This is a genomic window from Pseudoclavibacter helvolus (assembly GCF_049707175.1).
GTDB lineage: Bacteria > Actinomycetota > Actinomycetes > Actinomycetales > Microbacteriaceae > Pseudoclavibacter > Pseudoclavibacter helvolus_A.
The window spans coordinates 125,831-145,024 of record NZ_JBNAFM010000005.1 but is presented as its reverse complement, the minus strand read 5'-3'; the positions used below and the strand labels follow the sequence as shown (position 1 = coordinate 145,024).

The 19,194-nt window shown below is 69.2% G+C and carries 13 protein-coding genes; 7 read left to right on the top strand and 6 right to left on the bottom strand.

What is annotated here, in order from left to right; genetic code table 11:
- Nucleotides 1-66: 66 nt before the first annotated feature.
- Nucleotides 67-1,542: a GH1 family beta-glucosidase gene (locus tag ACPYN9_RS05820; protein WP_424464759.1), complete on the bottom strand. Its 1,476-nt coding sequence runs from the start codon at nucleotides 1,540-1,542 to the stop codon at nucleotides 67-69.
- 236 nt (nucleotides 1,543-1,778) lie between these two features.
- On the opposite strand from ACPYN9_RS05820, the gene ACPYN9_RS05815 reads away from it, so the two are divergent.
- Nucleotides 1,779-4,097, top strand: coding sequence for an Ig-like domain-containing protein (locus ACPYN9_RS05815; protein ID WP_424464758.1), 2,319 nt, complete (start codon nucleotides 1,779-1,781; stop codon nucleotides 4,095-4,097).
- Nucleotides 4,098-4,180: 83 nt separating this feature from the next.
- Here ACPYN9_RS05815 and ACPYN9_RS05810 read toward each other — a convergent pair whose 3' ends face one another.
- The 3 genes from ACPYN9_RS05810 to ACPYN9_RS05800 all read right to left on the bottom strand — a co-directional run bounded on the left by ACPYN9_RS05810 (nucleotide 4,181) and on the right by ACPYN9_RS05800 (nucleotide 7,320).
- Entirely contained in the window at nucleotides 4,181-4,642 is a 462-nt protein-coding gene (locus ACPYN9_RS05810; RefSeq protein WP_424464756.1) for a hypothetical protein, read from the bottom strand.
- 235 nt (nucleotides 4,643-4,877) lie between these two features.
- Nucleotides 4,878-6,695, bottom strand: coding sequence for a DEAD/DEAH box helicase (locus ACPYN9_RS05805; RefSeq protein ID WP_424464754.1), 1,818 nt, complete (start codon nucleotides 6,693-6,695; stop codon nucleotides 4,878-4,880).
- Nucleotides 6,685-7,320 carry a TetR/AcrR family transcriptional regulator gene (locus tag ACPYN9_RS05800; RefSeq protein WP_424464753.1) on the bottom strand — a complete coding sequence of 212 codons (636 nt, stop codon included), beginning with the start codon at nucleotides 7,318-7,320 and terminating at the stop codon, nucleotides 6,685-6,687. Before ACPYN9_RS05800 ends, ACPYN9_RS05805 begins: the two co-directional genes overlap by 11 nt.
- An 83-nt stretch (nucleotides 7,321-7,403) precedes the next feature.
- Here ACPYN9_RS05800 and ACPYN9_RS05795 point away from each other — a divergent pair, with 83 nt between their 5' ends.
- Together ACPYN9_RS05795 and ACPYN9_RS05790 are read left to right on the top strand one after the other, a co-directional pair.
- Nucleotides 7,404-8,462, top strand: coding sequence for an agmatine deiminase family protein (locus tag ACPYN9_RS05795; protein ID WP_424464751.1), 1,059 nt, complete (start codon nucleotides 7,404-7,406; stop codon nucleotides 8,460-8,462).
- Nucleotides 8,459-10,174: an amidase gene (locus ACPYN9_RS05790; protein WP_424464749.1), complete on the top strand. Its 1,716-nt coding sequence runs from the start codon at nucleotides 8,459-8,461 to the stop codon at nucleotides 10,172-10,174. Before ACPYN9_RS05795 ends, ACPYN9_RS05790 begins: the two co-directional genes overlap by 4 nt.
- Nucleotides 10,175-10,262: 88 nt before the next feature.
- On the opposite strand, the gene putP is transcribed toward ACPYN9_RS05790, so the two are convergent.
- Nucleotides 10,263-11,783 (bottom strand): sodium/proline symporter PutP, encoded by a 1,521-nt coding sequence (gene putP, locus ACPYN9_RS05785; RefSeq protein ID WP_424464747.1) that lies wholly within the window; start codon nucleotides 11,781-11,783, stop codon nucleotides 10,263-10,265.
- Between the two features lie 135 nt (nucleotides 11,784-11,918).
- Between putP and ACPYN9_RS05780 the strand changes: the two genes are divergently transcribed.
- Complete coding sequence (locus ACPYN9_RS05780) at nucleotides 11,919-12,809, top strand: LysR family transcriptional regulator (protein ID WP_424464745.1); 891 nt, start codon at nucleotides 11,919-11,921, stop codon at nucleotides 12,807-12,809.
- 52 nt (nucleotides 12,810-12,861) lie between these two features.
- Nucleotides 12,862-14,379: an aminoglycoside phosphotransferase family protein gene (locus ACPYN9_RS05775; protein WP_424464743.1), complete on the top strand. Its 1,518-nt coding sequence runs from the start codon at nucleotides 12,862-12,864 to the stop codon at nucleotides 14,377-14,379.
- Nucleotides 14,380-14,382: 3 nt separating this feature from the next.
- On the opposite strand, the gene ACPYN9_RS05770 is transcribed toward ACPYN9_RS05775, so the two are convergent.
- Nucleotides 14,383-15,573 (bottom strand): glycosyltransferase, encoded by a 1,191-nt coding sequence (locus tag ACPYN9_RS05770; protein ID WP_424464741.1) that lies wholly within the window; start codon nucleotides 15,571-15,573, stop codon nucleotides 14,383-14,385.
- 85 nt (nucleotides 15,574-15,658) lie between these two features.
- On the opposite strand from ACPYN9_RS05770, the gene ACPYN9_RS05765 reads away from it, so the two are divergent.
- Nucleotides 15,659-16,903 (top strand): glycosyltransferase family 2 protein, encoded by a 1,245-nt coding sequence (locus tag ACPYN9_RS05765; RefSeq protein ID WP_424464739.1) that lies wholly within the window; start codon nucleotides 15,659-15,661, stop codon nucleotides 16,901-16,903.
- Entirely contained in the window at nucleotides 16,900-19,074 is a 2,175-nt protein-coding gene (locus ACPYN9_RS05760) for a hypothetical protein (protein WP_424464737.1), read from the top strand. The genes ACPYN9_RS05765 and ACPYN9_RS05760 overlap by 4 nt, the downstream gene beginning before the upstream one ends.
- The last annotated feature ends 120 nt before the right edge of the window (nucleotides 19,075-19,194 follow it).

The following is a 19,194-nucleotide window of genomic DNA, read 5'->3' as shown; positions in this document are numbered from 1 at the left end:
GGACCGCGAGCACCTCGCTGTCGACCAGCACGCCGTCGCAGTCGAAGATGACGAGTTCAACCGAGCTCATGCACCCGCCACGGGGAGCGTGCGGGTCGCGATGAGCTGCTGGTACCAGCGACCTGAGTCCTTCCAGGTGCGCTCGAGGGTGTCGTAGTCGACGCGCAGGATGCCGAAGCGCATGTTGTAGCCGAACGCCCACTCGAAGTTGTCGAAGAGCGACCACGCGAAGTAACCGCGCACGTCGGCGCCGGCGGCGATGGCGTCGGCGATCGCCGCGATGTGGTCGTGGTAGTAGGCAACGCGTTCCGGATCGTGCACGAGCCCGTCGTCGCTGACAACGTCGGGGAACGCGGCCCCGTTCTCGGTCACCATGAGGGCCTGCCCCGGGTAGCGCTCGCTCAGGCCGACGAGCAGTTCGGTGAGGCCGTCCGGGAAGATGCTCCACCCCATCGAGGTGTAGGGCGCTCCCTGATCGACAAAGTCGATGTCGGTGACGCCGACCCAGGGGCTGGCTGCGGACTCACCGTGGCCGTCGTTGCGAGAGCGCTCGCCGGTGCCAAGGTACTTCTTCACGCGGAACGTTGTGTAGTAGTTGACGCCCAGTACGTCGATGCGCTGGTGGATGAGCTGGGTGTCGCCAGGCAGGACAAACGACCAGTCCGTCACGTCACGGGTGTCGTGGATGAGGTCGTCGTCGTAGTGTCCGGACATCATGGGCCCGAGGAAGACACGGTTGGCGAGCGCGTCGATCTGGCGGACGGCGTCGCGATCTTCAGCGGAGTCAGGGTTGTCCGGGCGGATGACGTGGAAGTTGAGGGTGACCGAGACGACGGCGTCCTCGCCGACCTCGGTGCGGATCGCGCGGGTCGCGAGCCCGTGCGCGAGGTTCAGGTGATGGCACGCCGCGAGCGCTGCGGCAGGCTCGGTGCGACCGGGGGCGTGCACACCGGATGCGTAGCCCAGGTAGGCCGTGCAGAACGGTTCGTTGAGCGTCGACCAGGTGTGCACCCGGTCTCCGAACTCGCGCGCCATGCGGGCGGCGTATTCGGCGAACGCGTAGGCGGTGTTGCGGTTAGCCCAGCCGCCTTCGTCTTCCAGCTCTTGGGGCAGGTCCCAGTGGTAGAGCGTGGCGACGGGCTTGACGCCAGCCGCGACGAGTGCGTCGAGCAGTTCCGAGTAGAAGCGGATGCCCTCTTCGTTGAAGTCACCGGAGCCCCCTGGCTGGACTCGCGACCACGAAATCGAAAAGCGGTACGCATCCAGTCCCATCTCCTTGATGGTCTCGACGTCGTCGCGCCAGCGGTGGTAGTGGTCGATGGCCACGTCGCCGGTGTCGCCACCTTCGACCTTGCCGGGAGTGTGCGAGAAGGTGTCCCAGATCGAGGGAGTCCGTCCGCCTTCCGCGGCACCGCCTTCGATCTGGTAGGAGGCTGTTGCGGACCCCCAGACGAAATCGTCGGAGAAGACTCGGGGGGAAGAGGCCGCGGTGGGTTCGGGCACGATGCTCCTTGACTGAGTGGGACACGCGTCGTCGCGCATGCCCACTCTAGCGAAGCACGCGGGTGCCTTCTGCGTGCTGGACGGACGCGGATCTGCGAGCAACCGTGGCGTCGCGAAAACACCCATGGTGTGCACGGATCCCTACAAGCCGACATTGCGATCCCGCGAAATATCTGTTCACATAACACAGGGCCGACCAAGCGGTTGGACCGGACCGTAAGCTAGAGAGTCGTGCTGTGCCAGGGGGGCCAGCAGAGGGGGAGATACAAGAAGTGATGCACACCTTAAGAAGCACCGCGGGGGCGGTGCTGAAGCTGCTGCTCGTCGCGGCACTCGCACTCGGAGGGCTGACGTTCGCGGCTCAGCCCGCCGCTGCGGCAACGGTTCAGCCGACGACAACCGGTGTTAAGCTGACCAACGCCTCCGGCCAGGTCGTGGACACCGTTTCACCGAACCAGCCCTACAAGCTGATGTTTGACTTCAGCATGCCGACCGGCGTCGCACCCGGCGACTCGTTTGTGGTCACGCTCCCGGACGGCTTCGAGGTCGGATCCGGCGACAGCGTCGCTCTCGGGCAGATCGCTACGGCCGTTCCGAGCGGCACGGGGTCCGTGACGGTCACCTTCACCGACGCAGTTGCAGGCGCAACCAACGTCGCGGGCGGATTCGAGTACCTGGTCACCTACGTGAAGACCCCAGACGAGGGCACTCCCGTCGACAACCAGGTCACCATCGGTGGCGAGTCCGCGTACTTCCCCGTCGTCAAGTACGGCGCCGCGCCGGGCGAGAACCCCATGATGATCAACAAGTGGTCGGGAAACAGCTCGGACTCCGTCAACCTGCAGCAGAAGCTGAAGCTGGACTCCTACGCATACGACTACGCCTGGGTGCAGCCCGCAAACAGCGGACAGATCTTCGCGCAGTGGTTCGTCGAGCTCAACAACTGGCAGACCGGTGAAGCGCAGGCTCTCGGCCAGAACATCATCCTCAAGGACAAGCTCCAGAACCTCGGCGGCTTCACTCCGGAGCTCATGCAGGACCCGAACGACGGACGCCGCACGCTCACCGAAGCGGAGCTCGCAGGCCTGCTCGCGGGCCCGTACCTCAAGAACTTCATCACACTCAGCGTGCGCGACGGCGGCTCGACGCAATCGTTCGCCGGCCTCGCCGATAGCGGCTTCCTCACGTTCGGCACCGAGGCTGACGGGTCCACCACCTTTGAACTGAAGATCAGCGACTTCCTAGCCTCCAAGGGCGTCACGCCGAGCGACAACGCACAGTACGCGATCGCGTACCGCACTGTACTGCCCAAGGTGAACGCGGACATCAAGAACTCCGCCAGCATCACGTCGACCGAGATCGACGGAGAGATCATCGATGGCGGATGGTTCAAGTTCGTGAGCGCGTCCGGCTGGGGATCCGGCGAGTACGCCAACCAGCCGACGACGTCGCTCATGCTCGTCAAGGAGTGGGCCGACTCGGCCCAGGCCGCCCCGCTGGCTGCCACGGCAACGTGCCCAGCCGCTCCGGGTGAGGGCCCGCTCGACGTCCCCGTGACGACGTTCCACCTCCTCGCGAACGGCGAACCCGCCGTCGGCCTTGATGGCGCGCTGCTCACCGACCAGAGCGTCACGCTGCAGCCCGGAACACAGCACTACGTCTGGCAGAACCTGCCGACGCAGCTCAACCCAGGTGAGCCGATCACCTACACGATCGAGGAGGTCGAGGTCGATGGCTACACCTCGAGCGTCTCGGGCCCATACACGGTTGACCTCACGAAGTCGAACGACTGCGGAGTGATCACGGTCACGAACACACCAACTTCGACCCCGACGCCGACGCCGACCGCAACGGCAACGCCGGAGCCCACTTCGACGACCACGCCGGAACCGACTCCGACCGCGACGCCAGAGCCCACGCCCACGCCCACGGCGACCCCGGAACCGACTCCGACGCCGACGGTCACGCCAGAGCCCACGCCGACGCCGACGACCACCCCGGAGCCGACGCCGACCGCAACGCCAGAGCCCACGCCAACGCCAACGCCGACAGGCACGCCGGAACCGACTCCGACCGCAACGCCGGAACCCACTCCGACCGCAACACCGGAGCCCACGCCCACGGCAACGCCAGAGCCCACTCCGACCGCAACGCCAGAGCCCACGCCCACGGCAACGCCAGAGCCCACTCCGACCGCAACGCCAGAGCCCACGCCCACGGCAACGCCGGAACCGACTCCGACCGCAACGCCGGAACCCACTCCGACCGCAACACCGGAGCCCACGCCGACGCCGACTCCGACCGCGCCCCCGGAACCGACTCCGACGGCCACGCCAGAGCCGACGCCGACCGCAACCCCGGAGCCCACGCCCACGCAGACGGCGACCCCAACGGTCCCCGGCCAGCCGACGACCGATCCTGAGCAGCCGACGACTGAGCCTACTCAGCCGGCTCCGGCAGGTCCGGGTCAGGGCGGCAACCTCGCAACGACCGGTGGCGAGATGCCGACCTGGCTCGCGCCAGCGGCGGCGCTGCTGCTCCTCGCTGGAGGCGCGCTGTTCCTGCTGACGCGCCGACGCACCGCTCGCGACTAACGCGACGCAGTTGACGCCGAGAAGGCGGGTCACCCTCAGGGTGGCCCGCCTTTTCGTTGCTGCAGCGCGAGTGCGCGCCGCGATCAGTCGTCGAGGCTCGCTGGGGTCGTGGCCGTGCACTCGACCGCTTCTCCGACTTCGGACTGCGCCTCGGCGAGGATCCGCTCGCCGTCGAGCTTGATGGCGCAGCTCACGACCGCTCCGGGCACGGCCGCGACGGTGACCGAGACGTTCTCGTCCAGCTCCGCGATGGACTCGTAGACCACGGCCCCGCCGCCGACCGCTGCCTCCTGCGTGATCTTGGTTTGCGCTTCACCGCGCTTCGCCCGGTCCGTGTACTCGACGGTGGTGCTCGCGTCGGCAGCAGCCCCGGAGACGACGACGGCTTCGTAGCTGACCGCCCACGCGTCGTGCTGGAGCAGGCTGCAGCCGGCAAGCGCCCCGATGGAGAGCCCGCCGGCCGCTGCGGTGGCGAGGATGCGCGCGGCGAGGCGCGCGCCTCGCGTGCCTGGGGTGGTGGTTCGGGGTGTGGCGGTCGAGCTCATGGTTCCTCCTGGCTGTTCGTGCGGTGGTTCTGCTTCGAACGTACGGCCGCCCTCGCCCCCGAACAGGCGGATCCGGGGGATCTCATCACCGGCGCCTACGGATCGCCGACAACATCACTCCGCGGGCCCACGAGCCCTCATTCCGCAGCGTGACCGGAGGAGGCACAGGAGCATCCTGTCGGCAGACGCGAAATGCCCCCTCGCCGTGTGGCGAAGGGGCATCTTTCGGCTCGACTTAGCTGTCGTAGCGTTTCTTGTACGGGCGGTCACTCGAGTCGCGCGAGGGCCCGCGATCTGGGGTGATCTCGATGAGCTTGCCCGAGATGCGGGTGCCGGTGAGCTTGTCGAGCACGTCGTTCGACAGGTCGGCGGGTAGCTCGACGAGCGAGAAGCCGGGGCGGATGTCGATGGCTCCGAAGTCGTCGCGACTGAGGCCGCCCTCGTTCGCGAGCGCGCCGACGATCTGTCGGGGCTCCACCTTGTGGCGCTTGCCGACGGCGAGACGGTACATGGCCATGGGCTTGCCGTTGGAGCGCGAGCGACGCGGTGCCCGCTCGCCTCCGTCACGTCGGTCGCCACCGCGCGAGCCTCGACTGTCGCCGCCACCGTCGCGTTCGCGGCGGGCGCGGCGCTCTTCCTGCTCGCGCTGGTTGCGCTCGAAGCGCTCCTTGCGCTCGGCTTCGGCGTCGAGGAGCAACGGCGTCTCGCCCTGCGCGACGATCGCGAGCGCAGCGGCTACGTCGGATTCCGGAACGTCGTGGTGACGGACGTAGTGGTCGATGATGTCGCGGAACTTCTCGACGCGGTCGGTCTGGGTGAGCGCCTCGCTGATGGCGTCGTCGAAGCGCGTGAGGCGCGTCGTGTTGACGTCGTCGACGCTCGGCAGCTGCATCTGCGTGAGCTCCTGCTTGGTGGCCTTCTCGATCTGGCCGAGCAGGTACCGTTCGCGTGGCGTGATGAAGCTGATGGCGTCGCCGGTGCGACCTGCACGCCCCGTGCGGCCGATGCGGTGCACGTACGACTCGGTGTCGGTGGGGATGTCGAAGTTCACGACGTGGCTGATGCGCTCGACGTCGAGTCCGCGCGCGGCGACATCCGTTGCGACGAGGATGTCGAGCTTGCCGGACTTGAGCTGGTTGACGGTGCGCTCGCGCTGGACCTGGGCAACGTCGCCGTTGATGGCGGCGGCCGAGTACCCGCGGGCGCGGAGCTTCTCAGCGAGTCCCTCGGTCTCGTTCTTGGTGCGAACGAAGATGATCATGCCTTCGAAGTTCTCGACTTCGAGGATGCGCGTGAGCGCGTCGACCTTCTGCGCGTAGCTGACGATGAGGTAGCGCTGGGTGATGGTTGACGAGGTGGTGGTCTTCGTCTTGACGGTGATCTCGGCCGGCTCGTTGAGGTACTTCTTCGAGATGCGGCGGATCTGCGAGGGCATGGTCGCGGAGAAGAGCGCGACCTGCTTGGTGTCGGGGGTGTCGGCGAGGATCGTCTCGACGTCTTCCGCGAAGCCCATCTTGAGCATCTCGTCGGCCTCGTCGAGCACGAGGAACTTGAGCTCGCTCAGGTCGAGCGTGCCCTTCGAGAGGTGGTCCATGATGCGGCCGGGGGTACCGACGACGATGTGCACGCCGCGACGCAGGGCTGAGAGCTGTACGCCGTAACCCTGCCCGCCGTAGATGGGCAGCACGTGCACGCCGCGCATGCGCGCCGCGTACTTCTCGAAAGCCTCGCAGACCTGGAGTGCGAGTTCGCGGGTCGGGGCGAGGACGAGCGCCTGCGGCGTCTTCTGGTCGACGTCCAGCTGGGAGAGGATGGGGAGCGCGAACGCGGCGGTTTTGCCGGTTCCCGTCTGGGCGAGGCCGACGACGTCGCGGCCTTCGAGGAGGGTGGGGATCGTCGCGGCCTGGATGGCGGAGGGAGTCTCGTACCCGACATCGCTGAGGACCTTGAGTACTGGCCCGTCGAGACCGAGATCGGCGAATGTTGTCGCGGCCTGGGCCTCTGCGGAGGGAGCCTCAGCCTCGGTCTGAACGGAAGAATTGCTAGAAGTCACGCTTTAGACTAGTCGTTTCTGTAGGATTTTGGGCGGTTTCTGGTCTGAGTATCGCATCCAGGACTGTACGGAGCAGGTCGGGGCGCTCGCCGTCTCTCCCCCACCGCACGAGCGCGTGGGCGTTGAGCCCGTCGATCATGCCGAGGATCTGCCATGCGACGGCGTCGGCTTCCCGCACGCCGAACTCGCCTGCTTCGCTGCCGGCGACCAGGATGCGCGTGATGGATTCGTGCCATCGGTCCATCTCGGCGCGCACGCCCTCCGCGAGCGTCTCGCTCCTCCGCCCCAGCGACCATCCGTCGACCCAGACGTGGGTGACGGCGTCGCGGCTTCCGTCAAGGAGGGTGCTGACGAGGAGGTCGAGCTTGTCGGAGGGCGACGGGATGGGCGCCAGCTGTCGTTCGAGCTCGTCGAGCTCGCCGCCGACGATGGCGCGGAAGGTGGTGGTGACGAGCTCGTCCATGTTGGGCTCGTAGTGGGCGACGAGTGCGGGTGCGACGCCGATGCGGGTGGCGACGGCGCGCATGGTGACGCTCGCGAGGCCTTCTTTGAGGGCGAGGGTCATGGCGGCCGCCGAGATGTCGGCTCGGCGCTCGGCTGCTGGCTTCCTGGTTGCTCTTGACACGATGTCCCGAGTCTACTTACTCTTCGAGCAATTGTTGATCACTTGATCAATAACAGAGACATCGACCACCGAAGGAGCCGGAGATGGCTTGGAGAATGCCCGCCGAAACCGCGCCGCACGACCGCACGTGGATGGCGTTCCCCCGAGAGGGCATCACCCTCGGCGACTCGGCAGCGAAGCGCGAGGCCGGCTACGACGCCTGGACCGCCGTGGCCCACGCCGTCGCCCGCTTCGAACCGGTCACGATGGTCGTCGACCCCAGCGAGCTCTCTCGCGCACGTCGCATGCTCGGCGAGGAGATCGAGATTCTCGAGGCGCCGCTCGACGAGTTCTGGATGCGCGACATCGGCCCGACGTTTGTCACCGACGACGAGCGTCCTGGCACGCTGGGCGCCGTCGACTGGATCTTCAACGGCTGGGGCGCCCCTGCGTGGGCCGAATGGCAGAAGTCCGCCGGCATCGGACGGATCGTGGCGGAGGCGAGCGGTGCCCAGCTCGTCAGTTCACTGCTCGTGAACGAGGGCGGCGGCATCCACGTCGACGGGGAGGGCACGGTGCTGGCGACCGAGACCGTGCAGCTCGACGAGCGGCGCAACCCGCTCGCCGATAAGGCCCGCGTCGAAGCGGAGTTCGCCCGCACGCTCGGTGCCACGCACACGATCTGGCTGCCGCGCGGCCTCACCCGCGACTACGACGAGTTCGGCACGAACGGCCACGTCGACATCGTGGCCACGCTCACCTCCCCCGGCACGCTGCTGTTGCACGAGCAGCTCGACCCCGCGCATCCCGACCACGCCGTGGTCGCCGAGTTGCGCGAGCACTTGGCCGGTCAGCGTGACGCGGCGGGCCGCGAGCTCGAGATCGTCGGCATTCCCGCGCCGAGTACGCTGCGCGACGAGGAGGGCTTTGTCGACTGGAGCTACGTCAACCACCTCGTCACGAACGACGGCGTCGTGGCGTGCGGTTTCGACGACGAGGCTGCGGATGCGCGGGCGCGAGAGGTGCTCGAGTCGGTCTACCCGGGGCGCACGGTCGTGTCGGTGGACGCGCGGGAGCTCTTCGCGAGAGGCGGCGGAATCCACTGCATCACGCAGCAGCAGCCGAGCCTGACCGCACGGAACGAAGACGGGGGCTCGCGATGAGTTTCGACGTCGTCGAGGCCGGGATCGCGCAGCTGCGCGGCGCGCTGGAGCGCGGCGAGGTGACGAGCGTGGAGCTCGTCGAGGCCTACCTGGCGCGCATCGCCGCCTACGATGCGGCTGGTCCGCTCCTCAACTCGGTCGTGGTCGCCAACCCGGACGCGCTCGTCGAGGCACGCGCCTCCGATGAGCGTCGGGCGGCTGGCGGCCCTCTGAGCCCGCTCGACGGTATCCCGTACACGGCGAAGGACAGCTACCTCGTTCGTGGCCTGACCGCCGCATCCGGCAGTCCAGCGTTCGCCGACCTCGTGGCGCAGCGCGACGCGTTCACGATCGAGCGTCTGCGGGAGGGCGGCGCGATCTGCCTCGGCCTTACGAACATGCCGCCGATGGCCAACGGGGGCATGCAGCGCGGCGAGTACGGCCGCGCCGAGAGCCCCTACAACGGGGAGTTCCTGACGAGCGCCTTCGGCTCGGGGTCGTCGAACGGGTCGGGCACGGCGACGGCGGCTAGCTTCGCCGCGTTCGGGCTCGGCGAGGAGACCTGGTCGAGCGGCCGCGCCCCGGCGTCGAACAACGCCCTCTGCGCGTACACCCCCTCACGGGGTGTCATCTCGGTGCGCGGCAACTGGCCGCTCGTGCCGACCATGGACGTCGTGGTTCCCCATTCGAGGACGATGGCGGACCTGCTCGAGGTCCTCGACGTCGTCGTCGCCGACGATGCCGAGACACGGGGCGACTTCTGGCGCGCGCAGCCGTGGGTGCGGCTCCCCCGCCCCTCTGAGGTGCGCGCCGCCTCGTATGCGGCGTTGCGCCCCACGAACCAGGCGGATGCGCGGGCTGCGCTCGCTGGCACGCGCATTGGCGTGCCCCGCATGTACCTCAACGCCGACCCCGAGGCCGGTACGTCTGACGCGCCGGGCATCGGGGGGCCGACAGGCCGACGCATCGAGACGCGTCGATCCATCATCGAGCTGTGGGAGTCGGCGCGAGCCGACCTCGAAGCGGCGGGCGCCACGATCGTCGAGGTCGACTTCCCGGTCGTCTCGAACTACGAGGGCGACCGCCCCGGAGCGCCGAAGATCTCGACCCGCGGGCTGGTCTCGCCCGAATACCTGCGGCGCGAGATCGTCGATCTCTCTGCGTGGGGGTGGGACGACTTCCTCGCCGCGAACGGCGACCCGCGACTGAACTCACTGGCTCAGGTCGACGGCGCGCGGATTTTCCCGCACCCAGAGGGTGCGCTGCCCGATCGCTACACCGGCTTTGACGACGACATCGCGACGTACCCCGACCACGTGCGCGCGCATCCGGTCGCCTCGTTCACGGAGATCCCCGAGCTCGCCGCCGGCGTGCGCGGACTCGAGGAGACAAGACGGCTGGACCTGGAGGAGTGGATGCTCGCGCAGCGTCTCGACGCCGTCGTCTTCCCTGCCGTGGCCGACGTCGGCCGCGCCGACATGGACGTCGACGAGGCGTCTGCGGAGCTGGGCTGGCGCAACGGTGTCTGGGTCGCCAACGGCAACCTCGCCATCCGTCACCTCGGCATCCCGACTGTGACGGTTCCCATGGGCACGATGGCGGACATTGGGATGCCGGTCGGGCTGACCTTCGCCGGTCGCGCCTACGACGACACGGCGCTCCTGCGCCTCGCGTCGGCGTTCGAGGCGACGGGCGAGCGGCGCACGGAGCCCCCGCGCACGCCTCGACTCTGACCCTCGAAGCGGCGCGGAAACGCGGGCGGCGCGGGCGGCGCGGGCGGCGCGGGCGGCGCGGGCGGCGCGGGCGGCGCGGGCGAGGCGGCTAGGCCGAGACGGTCTCTTCCTCGTCGGCGTCGACCTTCTTCTTCACCACGAGTGTCTTGGCCCGGTCGAACTCGCCGTCGATCTCGGGGTCGAGCTTGTAGGTGAGCAGGCTAACGACGATGGATGCGATGAGGCTGACGATGAAGCCGGGCACGATCTCGTAGAGGTCGGTGCCGAGCGCCGACCAGGCGAAGACCGTCGCCGTGCCGGTGACCATGCCCGCGAGCGCGCCCCAGTTGGTGAGCTTGCGCCAGAAGAGGCTGAGCAGGATCGCAGGGCCGAAGGCCGCGCCGAACCCGGCCCAGGCGAAGCCGACGAGGCTCAGGATCGTGCCGGTCGGGTCGAAGGCGAGCACGCCGGCGATGACGGCGACGGCGAAGACGCACGCGCGACCCAGGATGACGAGCTTGCGCGCTGAGGGCTGCTTCTTCGCGATGACGAGGTACAGGTCTTCAACGAGTGCTGACGAGCACACGATGAGCTGGCTCGACATGGTGCTCATGATGGCGGCGAGCACCGCGGCGAGGATGAAGCCGCTGACGATCGGGTGGAACATGACCTGCGCCATGACGAGCATGATCGCCTCTGGGTCGCTGAGCTCGATGCCGTTGCGCTGCACGTACGCGACGCCGATGACGCCGGCGGTGACGGCGCCGACCATGGAGAGCGTCATCCAGGACATGCCGATGCGGCGCGCGGCGGTCGCGGAGCCCGGGTCCCGCATGGCCATGAAGCGCACGATGATGTGGGGCTGGCCGAAGTAGCCGAGGCCCCAGGCGAGTGCGGAAACGACGGCGATCGTGGTCACCCAGTCGAGGCCGGCGGCGGGAATGAGGCCGGTGTGCTCGACGCCGGACTCGACGATGGCCGCAGAGACGTCGTCGATGCCGCCGAGCGTGAAGATCGCGACGACGGGGATGACGACGAGGGCGAGCATCATCATGAGTCCCTGCACGACGTCGGTGAAGGATGCGCCGAGGAACCCGCCGACCAGTGTGTACAGCAGCGTGACGCCCGTGACCAGCAGCATGCCGACGAGGTAGTCGCCCCCGAAGGAGCCCTCGAAGAAGACGCCGCCTGCGACCATGCCGGAGGAGATGTAGAACGTGAAGAAGATGAGGATCACGATGCCGCTGACGATGCGGAGCAGCCGCGATCGGTCGCGGAGGCGGTTTTCGAAGAAGCTCGGAATGGTGATCGAGTTCCTCGCGACCTCCGTGTACGCGCGGAGGCGCGGCGCGACGAAGCGCCAGTTGAGGTAGGCGCCGATGGTGAGGCCGATGGCGATCCACGCTTCGATGAGCCCGGAGACGTAGATCGCGCCGGGCAGGCCCATCATGAGCCAGCCGGACATGTCGGAGGCGCCGGCGCTGAGCGCGGCGGTGCCTGGGCTCAGGTTCCGACCGCCGAGCATGTAGTCCTCGTGGTCTTTGGTCTTCCGGAATGCGTAGATTCCGATGCCAACCATCGCGATGAAGTAGATCGCGAGCGCGATGAGCTGGAAAGTCAGGTCGGACATCGGCGGTGACTCCTTCTGGACACGACGCGCTTCCCCCTGTGGATGCACGTACCTTCCAGTCTTGCTGGTAGGAACGTGTACCAGAAGCGAAGATAATCGAAGAGAACTCGTCGATGATCCCGAAAGGTTGCCGAAATGTGGGACTTGCGTCGACTCCGCCTGCTCCGCGAACTGCAGCTTCGGGGAACCATCACGGCCGTCGCGGAGTCGCTGAACTTCAGTGCCTCGACGGTCTCCCACCAGCTCGCGCTGCTGCAGCGGGAGGTCGGGGTCGCACTGCTCGAGCAGGACGGCCGGCGGGTGCGCCTGACGGCGCAGGGGGTGCTGCTGGCCGAGCATGCGGCCCGCGTGCTCGATCTGGAGACGCGGACTCGCGACGAGCTTGCGTCGTCCCGCGCTGGCGCGGAGACGGTGCGAGTCGCCGCGCTCGAGTCGGTGGTGCGCTCACTGCTTCCTCGCGCCCTCACGCTGCTCGAGGCAGCGCATGCCGAGGTGCGGGTCGAGGTCGACGCCGTGTCTCCCGAGGAGGGGCTCTCTGAGTTGGAGGCGCACCGGTACGACCTGGTGGTGGCCGAGGAGTATCCGGGGCATACGCGGCCCCATGTGGACGGCATCGAGCGCGAGGTGCTCGGCTTCGACGCGATTGCCGTCGCGACCGCGGAGGCGTCGGAGGCCACCTCGATCGCCGATCTTCGGGGCGTCCCCTGGGTCATGGAGCCGCCAGGCACCGCGGCGCGTGAGTGGGCCGAGCAGCAGTGCCGCGCGGCTGGCTTCGAACCGGAGGTCAGGTACGTCGCGAGCGATCTGCACACCCATCTGCGGCTCGTCGCCGCGGGTCATGCGGTCGGGCTGGTCTCGCAGCTCGTCGGCGCCGACTCGGGCGGAGGTCTGCGCTTCCTCGACCTCCCGGGGCGACCCCACCGCGACATCTTCACGGCCACCCGCGGCGCGCTCCGCGAGCGCAGGAACGTGAGGCTCGTCCGTGACGCGCTCGGCAGCGCGTTCGCGGAACTCGTCGCGGCGTAGCTAGTCTTGCCGCGGGGTGGCGCCGAAGCGGCGCCGGAGGTGGGGGAACGCCGTGCCGAAGCATGGGCTCGAGTCGCAGCTGCGCGCGTGGCGGCGAAATGACTGGCGCTTCCTGACCGGGGTGTTCGAGCCGGCCAGGCTGGGTTACATTGGCGCGCTCGACGAGCGCAGGCTGGCGGCCCTGCGCCTGCTGCAGCCTGGAGTGCGCCCCGTGGATGCGGGCGGGGCGGATGCGCGCGCGTTTGATCTTGTCTTCGTCGCGTCCGACTCCCCCATCGACCTCGCGGCCGGCTTCGCCGCGGTCGCCGAGGGCGGCGCGCTGTGCGTGGAGGTCGGCGCTGCTGCTGTGCGTCGGCGGGCGGCTCCGCTGGCGCGCGTTCTGGCGCACGCCCGCCGCATCCCGGGGGCGCATCCGCTGGCCTACTGGAGCGCACCCGACCTCGAACGGCCGGCGCGGCTCGTGCCGCTGCACGACCGTGCGGCGCTCGACGCGACGCTCCGCAGGCACGACGGCTCGGTAGCGGGGCGGCTCGTCTCGTTCGCGGCTCGGCTCGCGAGTCGAGCGAGGGGGCACTGGCTGTTCGCCAGACAGGGGTACGTCGTCGTCGCGCGATCACGCGAGCCGCACCCGGTGTTCGGCGACGCCAGCCCGGTGCTCGTCACCCCGCGCTTCGACACCTCGCGCCACGTCGTCGCGATGCGCGAGCCCGTCGGCTCGCCGGGTTCCTGGGTGGTCAAAATCCCGCGGCAACCCGGTGACGACTCCGGCATCAGGCGCGAGGGCGACCTGCTCGAGGGGCTGCGTGCGGCCGCGCCCGGACTCGGCGGCGCGGTGCCGCGGATCGACGGGTTCGCGACCGTCGGCGCAACACGCTTCCTCCGGCGTGAGGCGATCTCCGGCTCGCCGCTGGACCCGGCCGCGATCGCGCGCGACCCCGATGCGGCGCTCGCCGCTGGGCTCCGTTTCGTCGACGCGATGCCCCGCACGAGGGAGCCTGCGAGGAGCACGGGCTGGTACGAAGCGCAGGTCGTCGGTCCCCTCGCGCGGCTTGTCGCGCTGAGCGGGCAGGATGCGTTGGCGCGGCTCGCGTCGAGCACCCACGAGGCGCTCGCCGCGTTCAGTGAACGACCGATGCCGGCGGTCTTCGAGCACGGCGACCTCAGCCATCCGAACCTGCTGCGTTCCAGGGCTGGCGAGCTGCGGGTGCTCGACTGGGAGCGCGCCCGCGAGCACGGCGTGCCAGGCCACGACCTGGTGTTCTACCTGCAGTATTGGGCGGAGTCCTCCCGCAGCGCCTTCACGAGAGACTCGCAGCGGCGGGCGTTCGACCAGCTCTGGGCGCCGGGTGGCCGGGGCCGTCCGGCGTTGACCGAGCATCTCCGCGGCCACGGTCTCGACTTCGATCCCGGATTCGTCCTGCTCGCGTGGGCGCGCTCGTCGGCGACGCTCGCCGAGCGGCTGCAACTCCACGTCGCGTCGGCGGGAGACGTGGACGAGCTCATCGAGAACGACCGCGATGTCACCCTGTGGCGCCACGCGCTCGACTGGTACTGCGACGCGTCGAGCTGAGCGTCAACGGGATGCGCGTTCCAGGAGCGCGAGGTAGTCGCCCGCGGCGTCCGCCCAGGTGCGCAGCCCGGCGGTCGGGGGTGCCGTGCGCTCGGTCGTTCGTGCACGACGAAGCTCGCGGATCGCCAGCGCGGTGAGTTCGCCGAGCTCGTCGAAGCTGCCCGCGCGGCCCACCCTGTCCGCATGGTCTCCGCCCGCGGCGACGGTGAGCAGTTCGTGCGCTGGCTGCTCGCGGGCCGCGACCGTGCTCGCGACGACGGGCGTGCCGGCCGCGAGCGCCTCGGTGACCGAGTTGCGGACGCCGAGGCCGGTCAGGTCAGGAAAGACGGCGAGGTCACTCGCCGCGTACACGGCCGCCATCGCTGGCACGTCGGCCAGCACCTGCACTCGCTCCGAGCGCAGCGCGAGGACCGCCGCGACCGGGTGGCGCCCTGCGATCACGATGCGCGCATCCGGCACTTGTGCCCACAGCGCGGGGCCGACGTCGCGGACGAGCCTCGTCGCGGCGTCGATATTGGGCGCGTAGTCGAGGCTGCCCGTGAAGCAGATCGTGGGATGCGCGGGTCTCGCCCGCGTGACCGCGCCGGTCGGCGCGTCAACCGTCACGCCGTTCGCGACGGCTGTCACCTCTCGGCCGAGGAGCCGTGCCCAGCGGTCGGCGTCGCCCCGCCCGACCGTCGCGAGCTCGACCCGAGCCGGGATGGCCCGCTCACGTGCGGCACGTGCCGAGGCGAGCTGCCGCCGGTAGAGCCTGCGCGCCCAGGTGGCAGCGCGCGCTTCCTCCTCCAAGCGGAACGACCAGGGGTCGACGGTCTGGTAGGCGCAGGGGCCGACCACGGCATCCAGCATCGGCAGCAGGTGCGGGCCGTGCACGAGGGTCACGTCCGCGGATCGCGAGCGGTCGCGGACCAGGCGGCGCGACCGCGAGGTCATGCGCAGGGCGGTCCCGAACGACTCCCGCCCGACGAGGGCAAGCAGCTGCGCGTCCCGCTTCCCCCGTTCTGGCAGTTCGTGGATGCTCTCGGCGCGTGTGCCGAGGGCGGCGTCCGGCCGGCTCGGGCCCGCGAAGGCGACGATCTCGACGTCGACCGTCGGCGGTAGGGCGAGCGCGACGCGGTACGGGATGAGGGTGCTGCCGTCACCGCCGCGCGCGTCGACCGTTGGCGTCGATTCCACGACGTAGAGCATCCTCATCCGGGCGATGATAGCCCGGGAAGTGAACGGCCTGACTAGAATGTGCTCGCGGCGGGGGGCCGTGTCGTTGAGCAGTCGGGGTGGGATGACACAGGAGACGCGTACAGTCGCGCCAGGAATCTGGTGCGGCGAGTTCGAGTTGTTCGGCGGCGGTGGACTCACCGGCCCCAAGCAGATGAGGCCGGTGCACCAGCGCACCCGCGTACTCGCACGGGCCAGCGGACGACCCATCGGCTACGTGGAGTTCGACGCTCCCCCGGCCGAGGTTTCAGCTGACGCGGTCCGGGCGAGGGTGTCCGCAGTCTTCGGCGACGTGAACGCGGATGCGCCGCAGTCGGTCACCGACTCGCCGCTCGCGAGCGTCATCGTCTGCACACGCGACCACGTCGACCTCCTGGCTGGCTGCCTCGACCGAATCCGCACACTCGACTACCCGAACTTCGAGGTGATTGTCGTCGACAACGCCCCCTCGTCGTCCGCTACGCGAGACCTGGTTGAGGAGCTGGGCAAGACCGATCCGCGCCTGCGCTACGTGCTGCAGGAACGCGCGGGGCTCTCCGCGGCCAGGAACGCAGGACTCGCGGCGGCACGCGGCGCGTTCCTCGCCTACACCGATGATGACGTGCTTGTCGACGAGCAGTGGCTCAGCGCGTTGGCGCGCGCCTTCGCCAGCGAGGCCAGCGTCGGCTGCGTCACCGGCCTCGTCGCGACCGCAGCGGTCGAGACCGGCGCCGAAGCCTACTTCGACGCCCGCTCCGCGTCGTGGTCAGCCCGCATGAGCCCTGAGCGCTACGACCTTCGAGAGCGCCGCGACGACTCACCGCTGTACCCCTACTCGGCGGGCATCTTCGGCACGGGCGCGAACCTCGCCCTGAGCCGAGCGGCACTCGATCGCGTTGGCGAGTTCGATGAGGCGCTCGGCGCGGGCACCGCCACGAAGGGCGGCGAAGACCTCGACATGTTCGTCCGCGTCCTCCGCGGCGGGTTCACGCTCGCCTACGAACCGAGCGCGCTCGTCTGGCATCAGCACCGCGCCGACGCCGACGCCCTGCTCAGCCAGCTGCACGGCTACGGCACCGGCCTCACCGCCTACCTCACGAAGTATCTCTGCACGCCGAGCACGGCGCTCGACATCGCCACCCGACTGCCGGCCGGGCTGGCTCGCCTCTCGCGCATCCGCCGCACAACGGCAGCACGCATGCCCGCGCGGGCCACCGCCCCGAAGGGCGCCTGGCGCCAGGAGACACTCGGCTTCCTCGCCGGCCCGGCACGATACGCGCGGGCCAGGTTCGCGAGCCGCGCCCGCCAGGTAGGGATGGGGCGCCCGTGACCAGCGCGCAGCAACTCCAACGACAGGCAAAGCGCTCCGCGCCAGCGCGCTCTGTCCTCGCCTCCATCGCGATCGCCACTGGCCTCGCATACCTCATCGGCCTCCTCGCCGGCCTCGACGGTCTGCGCGTCGGTGCAGGCGTCGCCTTCCTCTTCCTCGGCCTCGGGGCGGCGGTCTGGGCTCACGGCCCGAGCTTCACCGCCCAGTCACGTGTGACCCTCGCCGTGGTCACGGGTCCGACGCTGCTCGTGCTGCTCTCCATGGCCTTCATGCGCACCGGACTCTGGGCACCGACCCCAGTGACGGCCGCCCTCGCCCTCGTCGCCACGGGAAGCGGTGTCGTCGCCCTGGTACGCGCCCGGCGTGACCGCACGCTGCGTACCTCCTGGAGCGCCCGTCGTTCCGCTGGACGAGCGCCCGTCGAGCGCACCGGTGCCACTCCCATCGTGCTCATGGTGGTCGCGGCCATCGGCACCGTCCTTGCGATCGGAACCGTGCTCGTCACCGGGCGCGTCGAGGCTCAACTCGGCGGCTTCCTCCACACGCTCGGTGTGCCCTGGGCGGTCGGGTTCGTCCTGGTGCTGCTGACGCTCGTCTGGTCGCGCCGGGGCAGCGAGCTGAGCTCCGCGGTCTCCGCCACCGCCCTGCTCGTGGTCATCATGCTCACGCCCGCGCTGCACTACGAGGGCCCGCGGTCGCCGTCCTCCATCAAGCACGTCGACCTGGTCAACCAGATCCTCACGATGCACACGACGGCCTCCTCCGTCGAGGTCTACAACGGGTGGCCGGGCTTCTTCAGCGCGATCGCGTGGGTCGCCGAGGCGAGCGGGATGCAGGATGTGGTGGCCTTCGCCCGCTTCTGGCCGCTCCTGATCGGCCTCGTCCGCATCGTCGTGCTGCGCGAGTTCCTCGGCCGCATCGTCCGAGACCCTCGTGCGGCGTGGATCGCGGTCGGCTTCTGCGTGCTCGTCGACACCATCGGCGCCGACTACTTCTCGCCGCAGTCGCTGGCCTACTGCTTCGCGTTCGCGATCGTTGCGGCCATCATGTCGTCGGCCTCCGTGCGGGGCAAGCTCGTCATGGTGCTGCCGCTGGCCACCGCGCTCGCGATGACGCATCAGCTGAGCCCCTTCATCGTCGGGCTCATGGTGGCCGTGCTCGTCGCGTTCCGCGTCGTGCGCCCCTGGTGGCTGCCCGCGCTGGTACTGGGACCGGCCATCGTGTGGACACTCCTCAACGCAGGAGCCGTCACCGCGTTCCTCAACTTCAGCGAGTTCGGCCGTCCCGGCAACTTCCTGCCGCCGCGCACGCTGGAATCGTTCCCGCTTGTGCGCCTCTCCGAGGTCACCTGGTCGATCTACGGACTCGTCGGCGGCATCGTGCTCCTGATCGTCGCATCCGGCTGGGTGGTGCTCGAACGGCTCCTCGACGCGGTGCTGCGTCGCGGGCGACCCCGCGAGGACCGCCCACCCCTGTCCCTGTCGCTCGCCGCGACCGCGACAACCGCGACCGGACTCATCATCCTGGTCCTCACGCCCTACGGGCAGGAGGGCATCTTCCGCGCTGCGCTGTTCGGGATCCCGTGGCTCGCAGGCCTCGCGATCAGCGCGTTCCGCGTCGAGGCTCGCTGGCCCAGACGCGCGGGACTCGTCGCGTTCACGCTGGCCCTCGCCATGTGCTGGCTCCCGGCGTTCTCGGCGCTCGACCGCATCCACTACGTCCGGCAGGGCGACATTGCCGCCGTCAACCTGGTCACCCAGGACACGAACGGCGACAGGCTCGGGCCGGTGACGCTCTTGCTCGGCGAAGGCGACCTGCCCACCTCACCGCGCACGAAGGACGAGAACGTCGACTTCGTCGAACGGCTGGAGCTCGACCTGCCCGTCAGATCGTTGCCGCCCGGCGTCACGATGGACGAGTACGCGGTGGAGATGACCGAGCGTCTCGACGCGTACGTCGGGCCGCTGGCGATCGACACACCCGTCTATGCGCTGTGGTCGCCGGTCCAGAGCACCTTCGGCGAAGCTTACGCACTGCAGACGGAATCCGAATTCGCGCTTCTCCGAGACGCGCTTGTGGGCACCGGCTACTGGAATGAAGTGTTCGAGCAGGACGGATCGGTGGTACTCCGCCTCGATATCGCGGCGTACCGAGCCTCGGGACGCGACTGAGCGGCTCCGAACTCGGGTCACTTTGGCCCGGGCCATTTCGTTTGTTATCGTCAAAGACGCTGCCGTGCGGGGGGAATCGCACTTCAGCCCACAGACCTTGGGGGGAACTTTGTGGAACGA

What these genes read in the sequence shown, in the direction of transcription:
- ACPYN9_RS05780 (WP_424464745.1), top strand. Translation starts at nt 11,919, where the DNA reads ATGTGGGACTTGCGTCGACTCCGCCTGCTCCGCGAACTGCAGCTTCGG.
- ACPYN9_RS05820 (WP_424464759.1), bottom strand. Translation starts at nt 1,542, where the DNA reads ATGCGCGACGACGCGTGTCCCACTCAGTCAAGGAGCATCGTGCCCGAA.
- ACPYN9_RS05790 (WP_424464749.1), top strand. Translation starts at nt 8,459, where the DNA reads ATGAGTTTCGACGTCGTCGAGGCCGGGATCGCGCAGCTGCGCGGCGCG.
- ACPYN9_RS05770 (WP_424464741.1), bottom strand. Translation starts at nt 15,573, where the DNA reads ATGAGGATGCTCTACGTCGTGGAATCGACGCCAACGGTCGACGCGCGC.
- putP (WP_424464747.1), bottom strand. Translation starts at nt 11,783, where the DNA reads ATGTCCGACCTGACTTTCCAGCTCATCGCGCTCGCGATCTACTTCATC.
- ACPYN9_RS05810 (WP_424464756.1), bottom strand. Translation starts at nt 4,642, where the DNA reads ATGAGCTCGACCGCCACACCCCGAACCACCACCCCAGGCACGCGAGGC.
- ACPYN9_RS05765 (WP_424464739.1), top strand. Translation starts at nt 15,659, where the DNA reads ATGACACAGGAGACGCGTACAGTCGCGCCAGGAATCTGGTGCGGCGAG.
- ACPYN9_RS05795 (WP_424464751.1), top strand. Translation starts at nt 7,404, where the DNA reads ATGGCTTGGAGAATGCCCGCCGAAACCGCGCCGCACGACCGCACGTGG.
- ACPYN9_RS05815 (WP_424464758.1), top strand. Translation starts at nt 1,779, where the DNA reads ATGCACACCTTAAGAAGCACCGCGGGGGCGGTGCTGAAGCTGCTGCTC.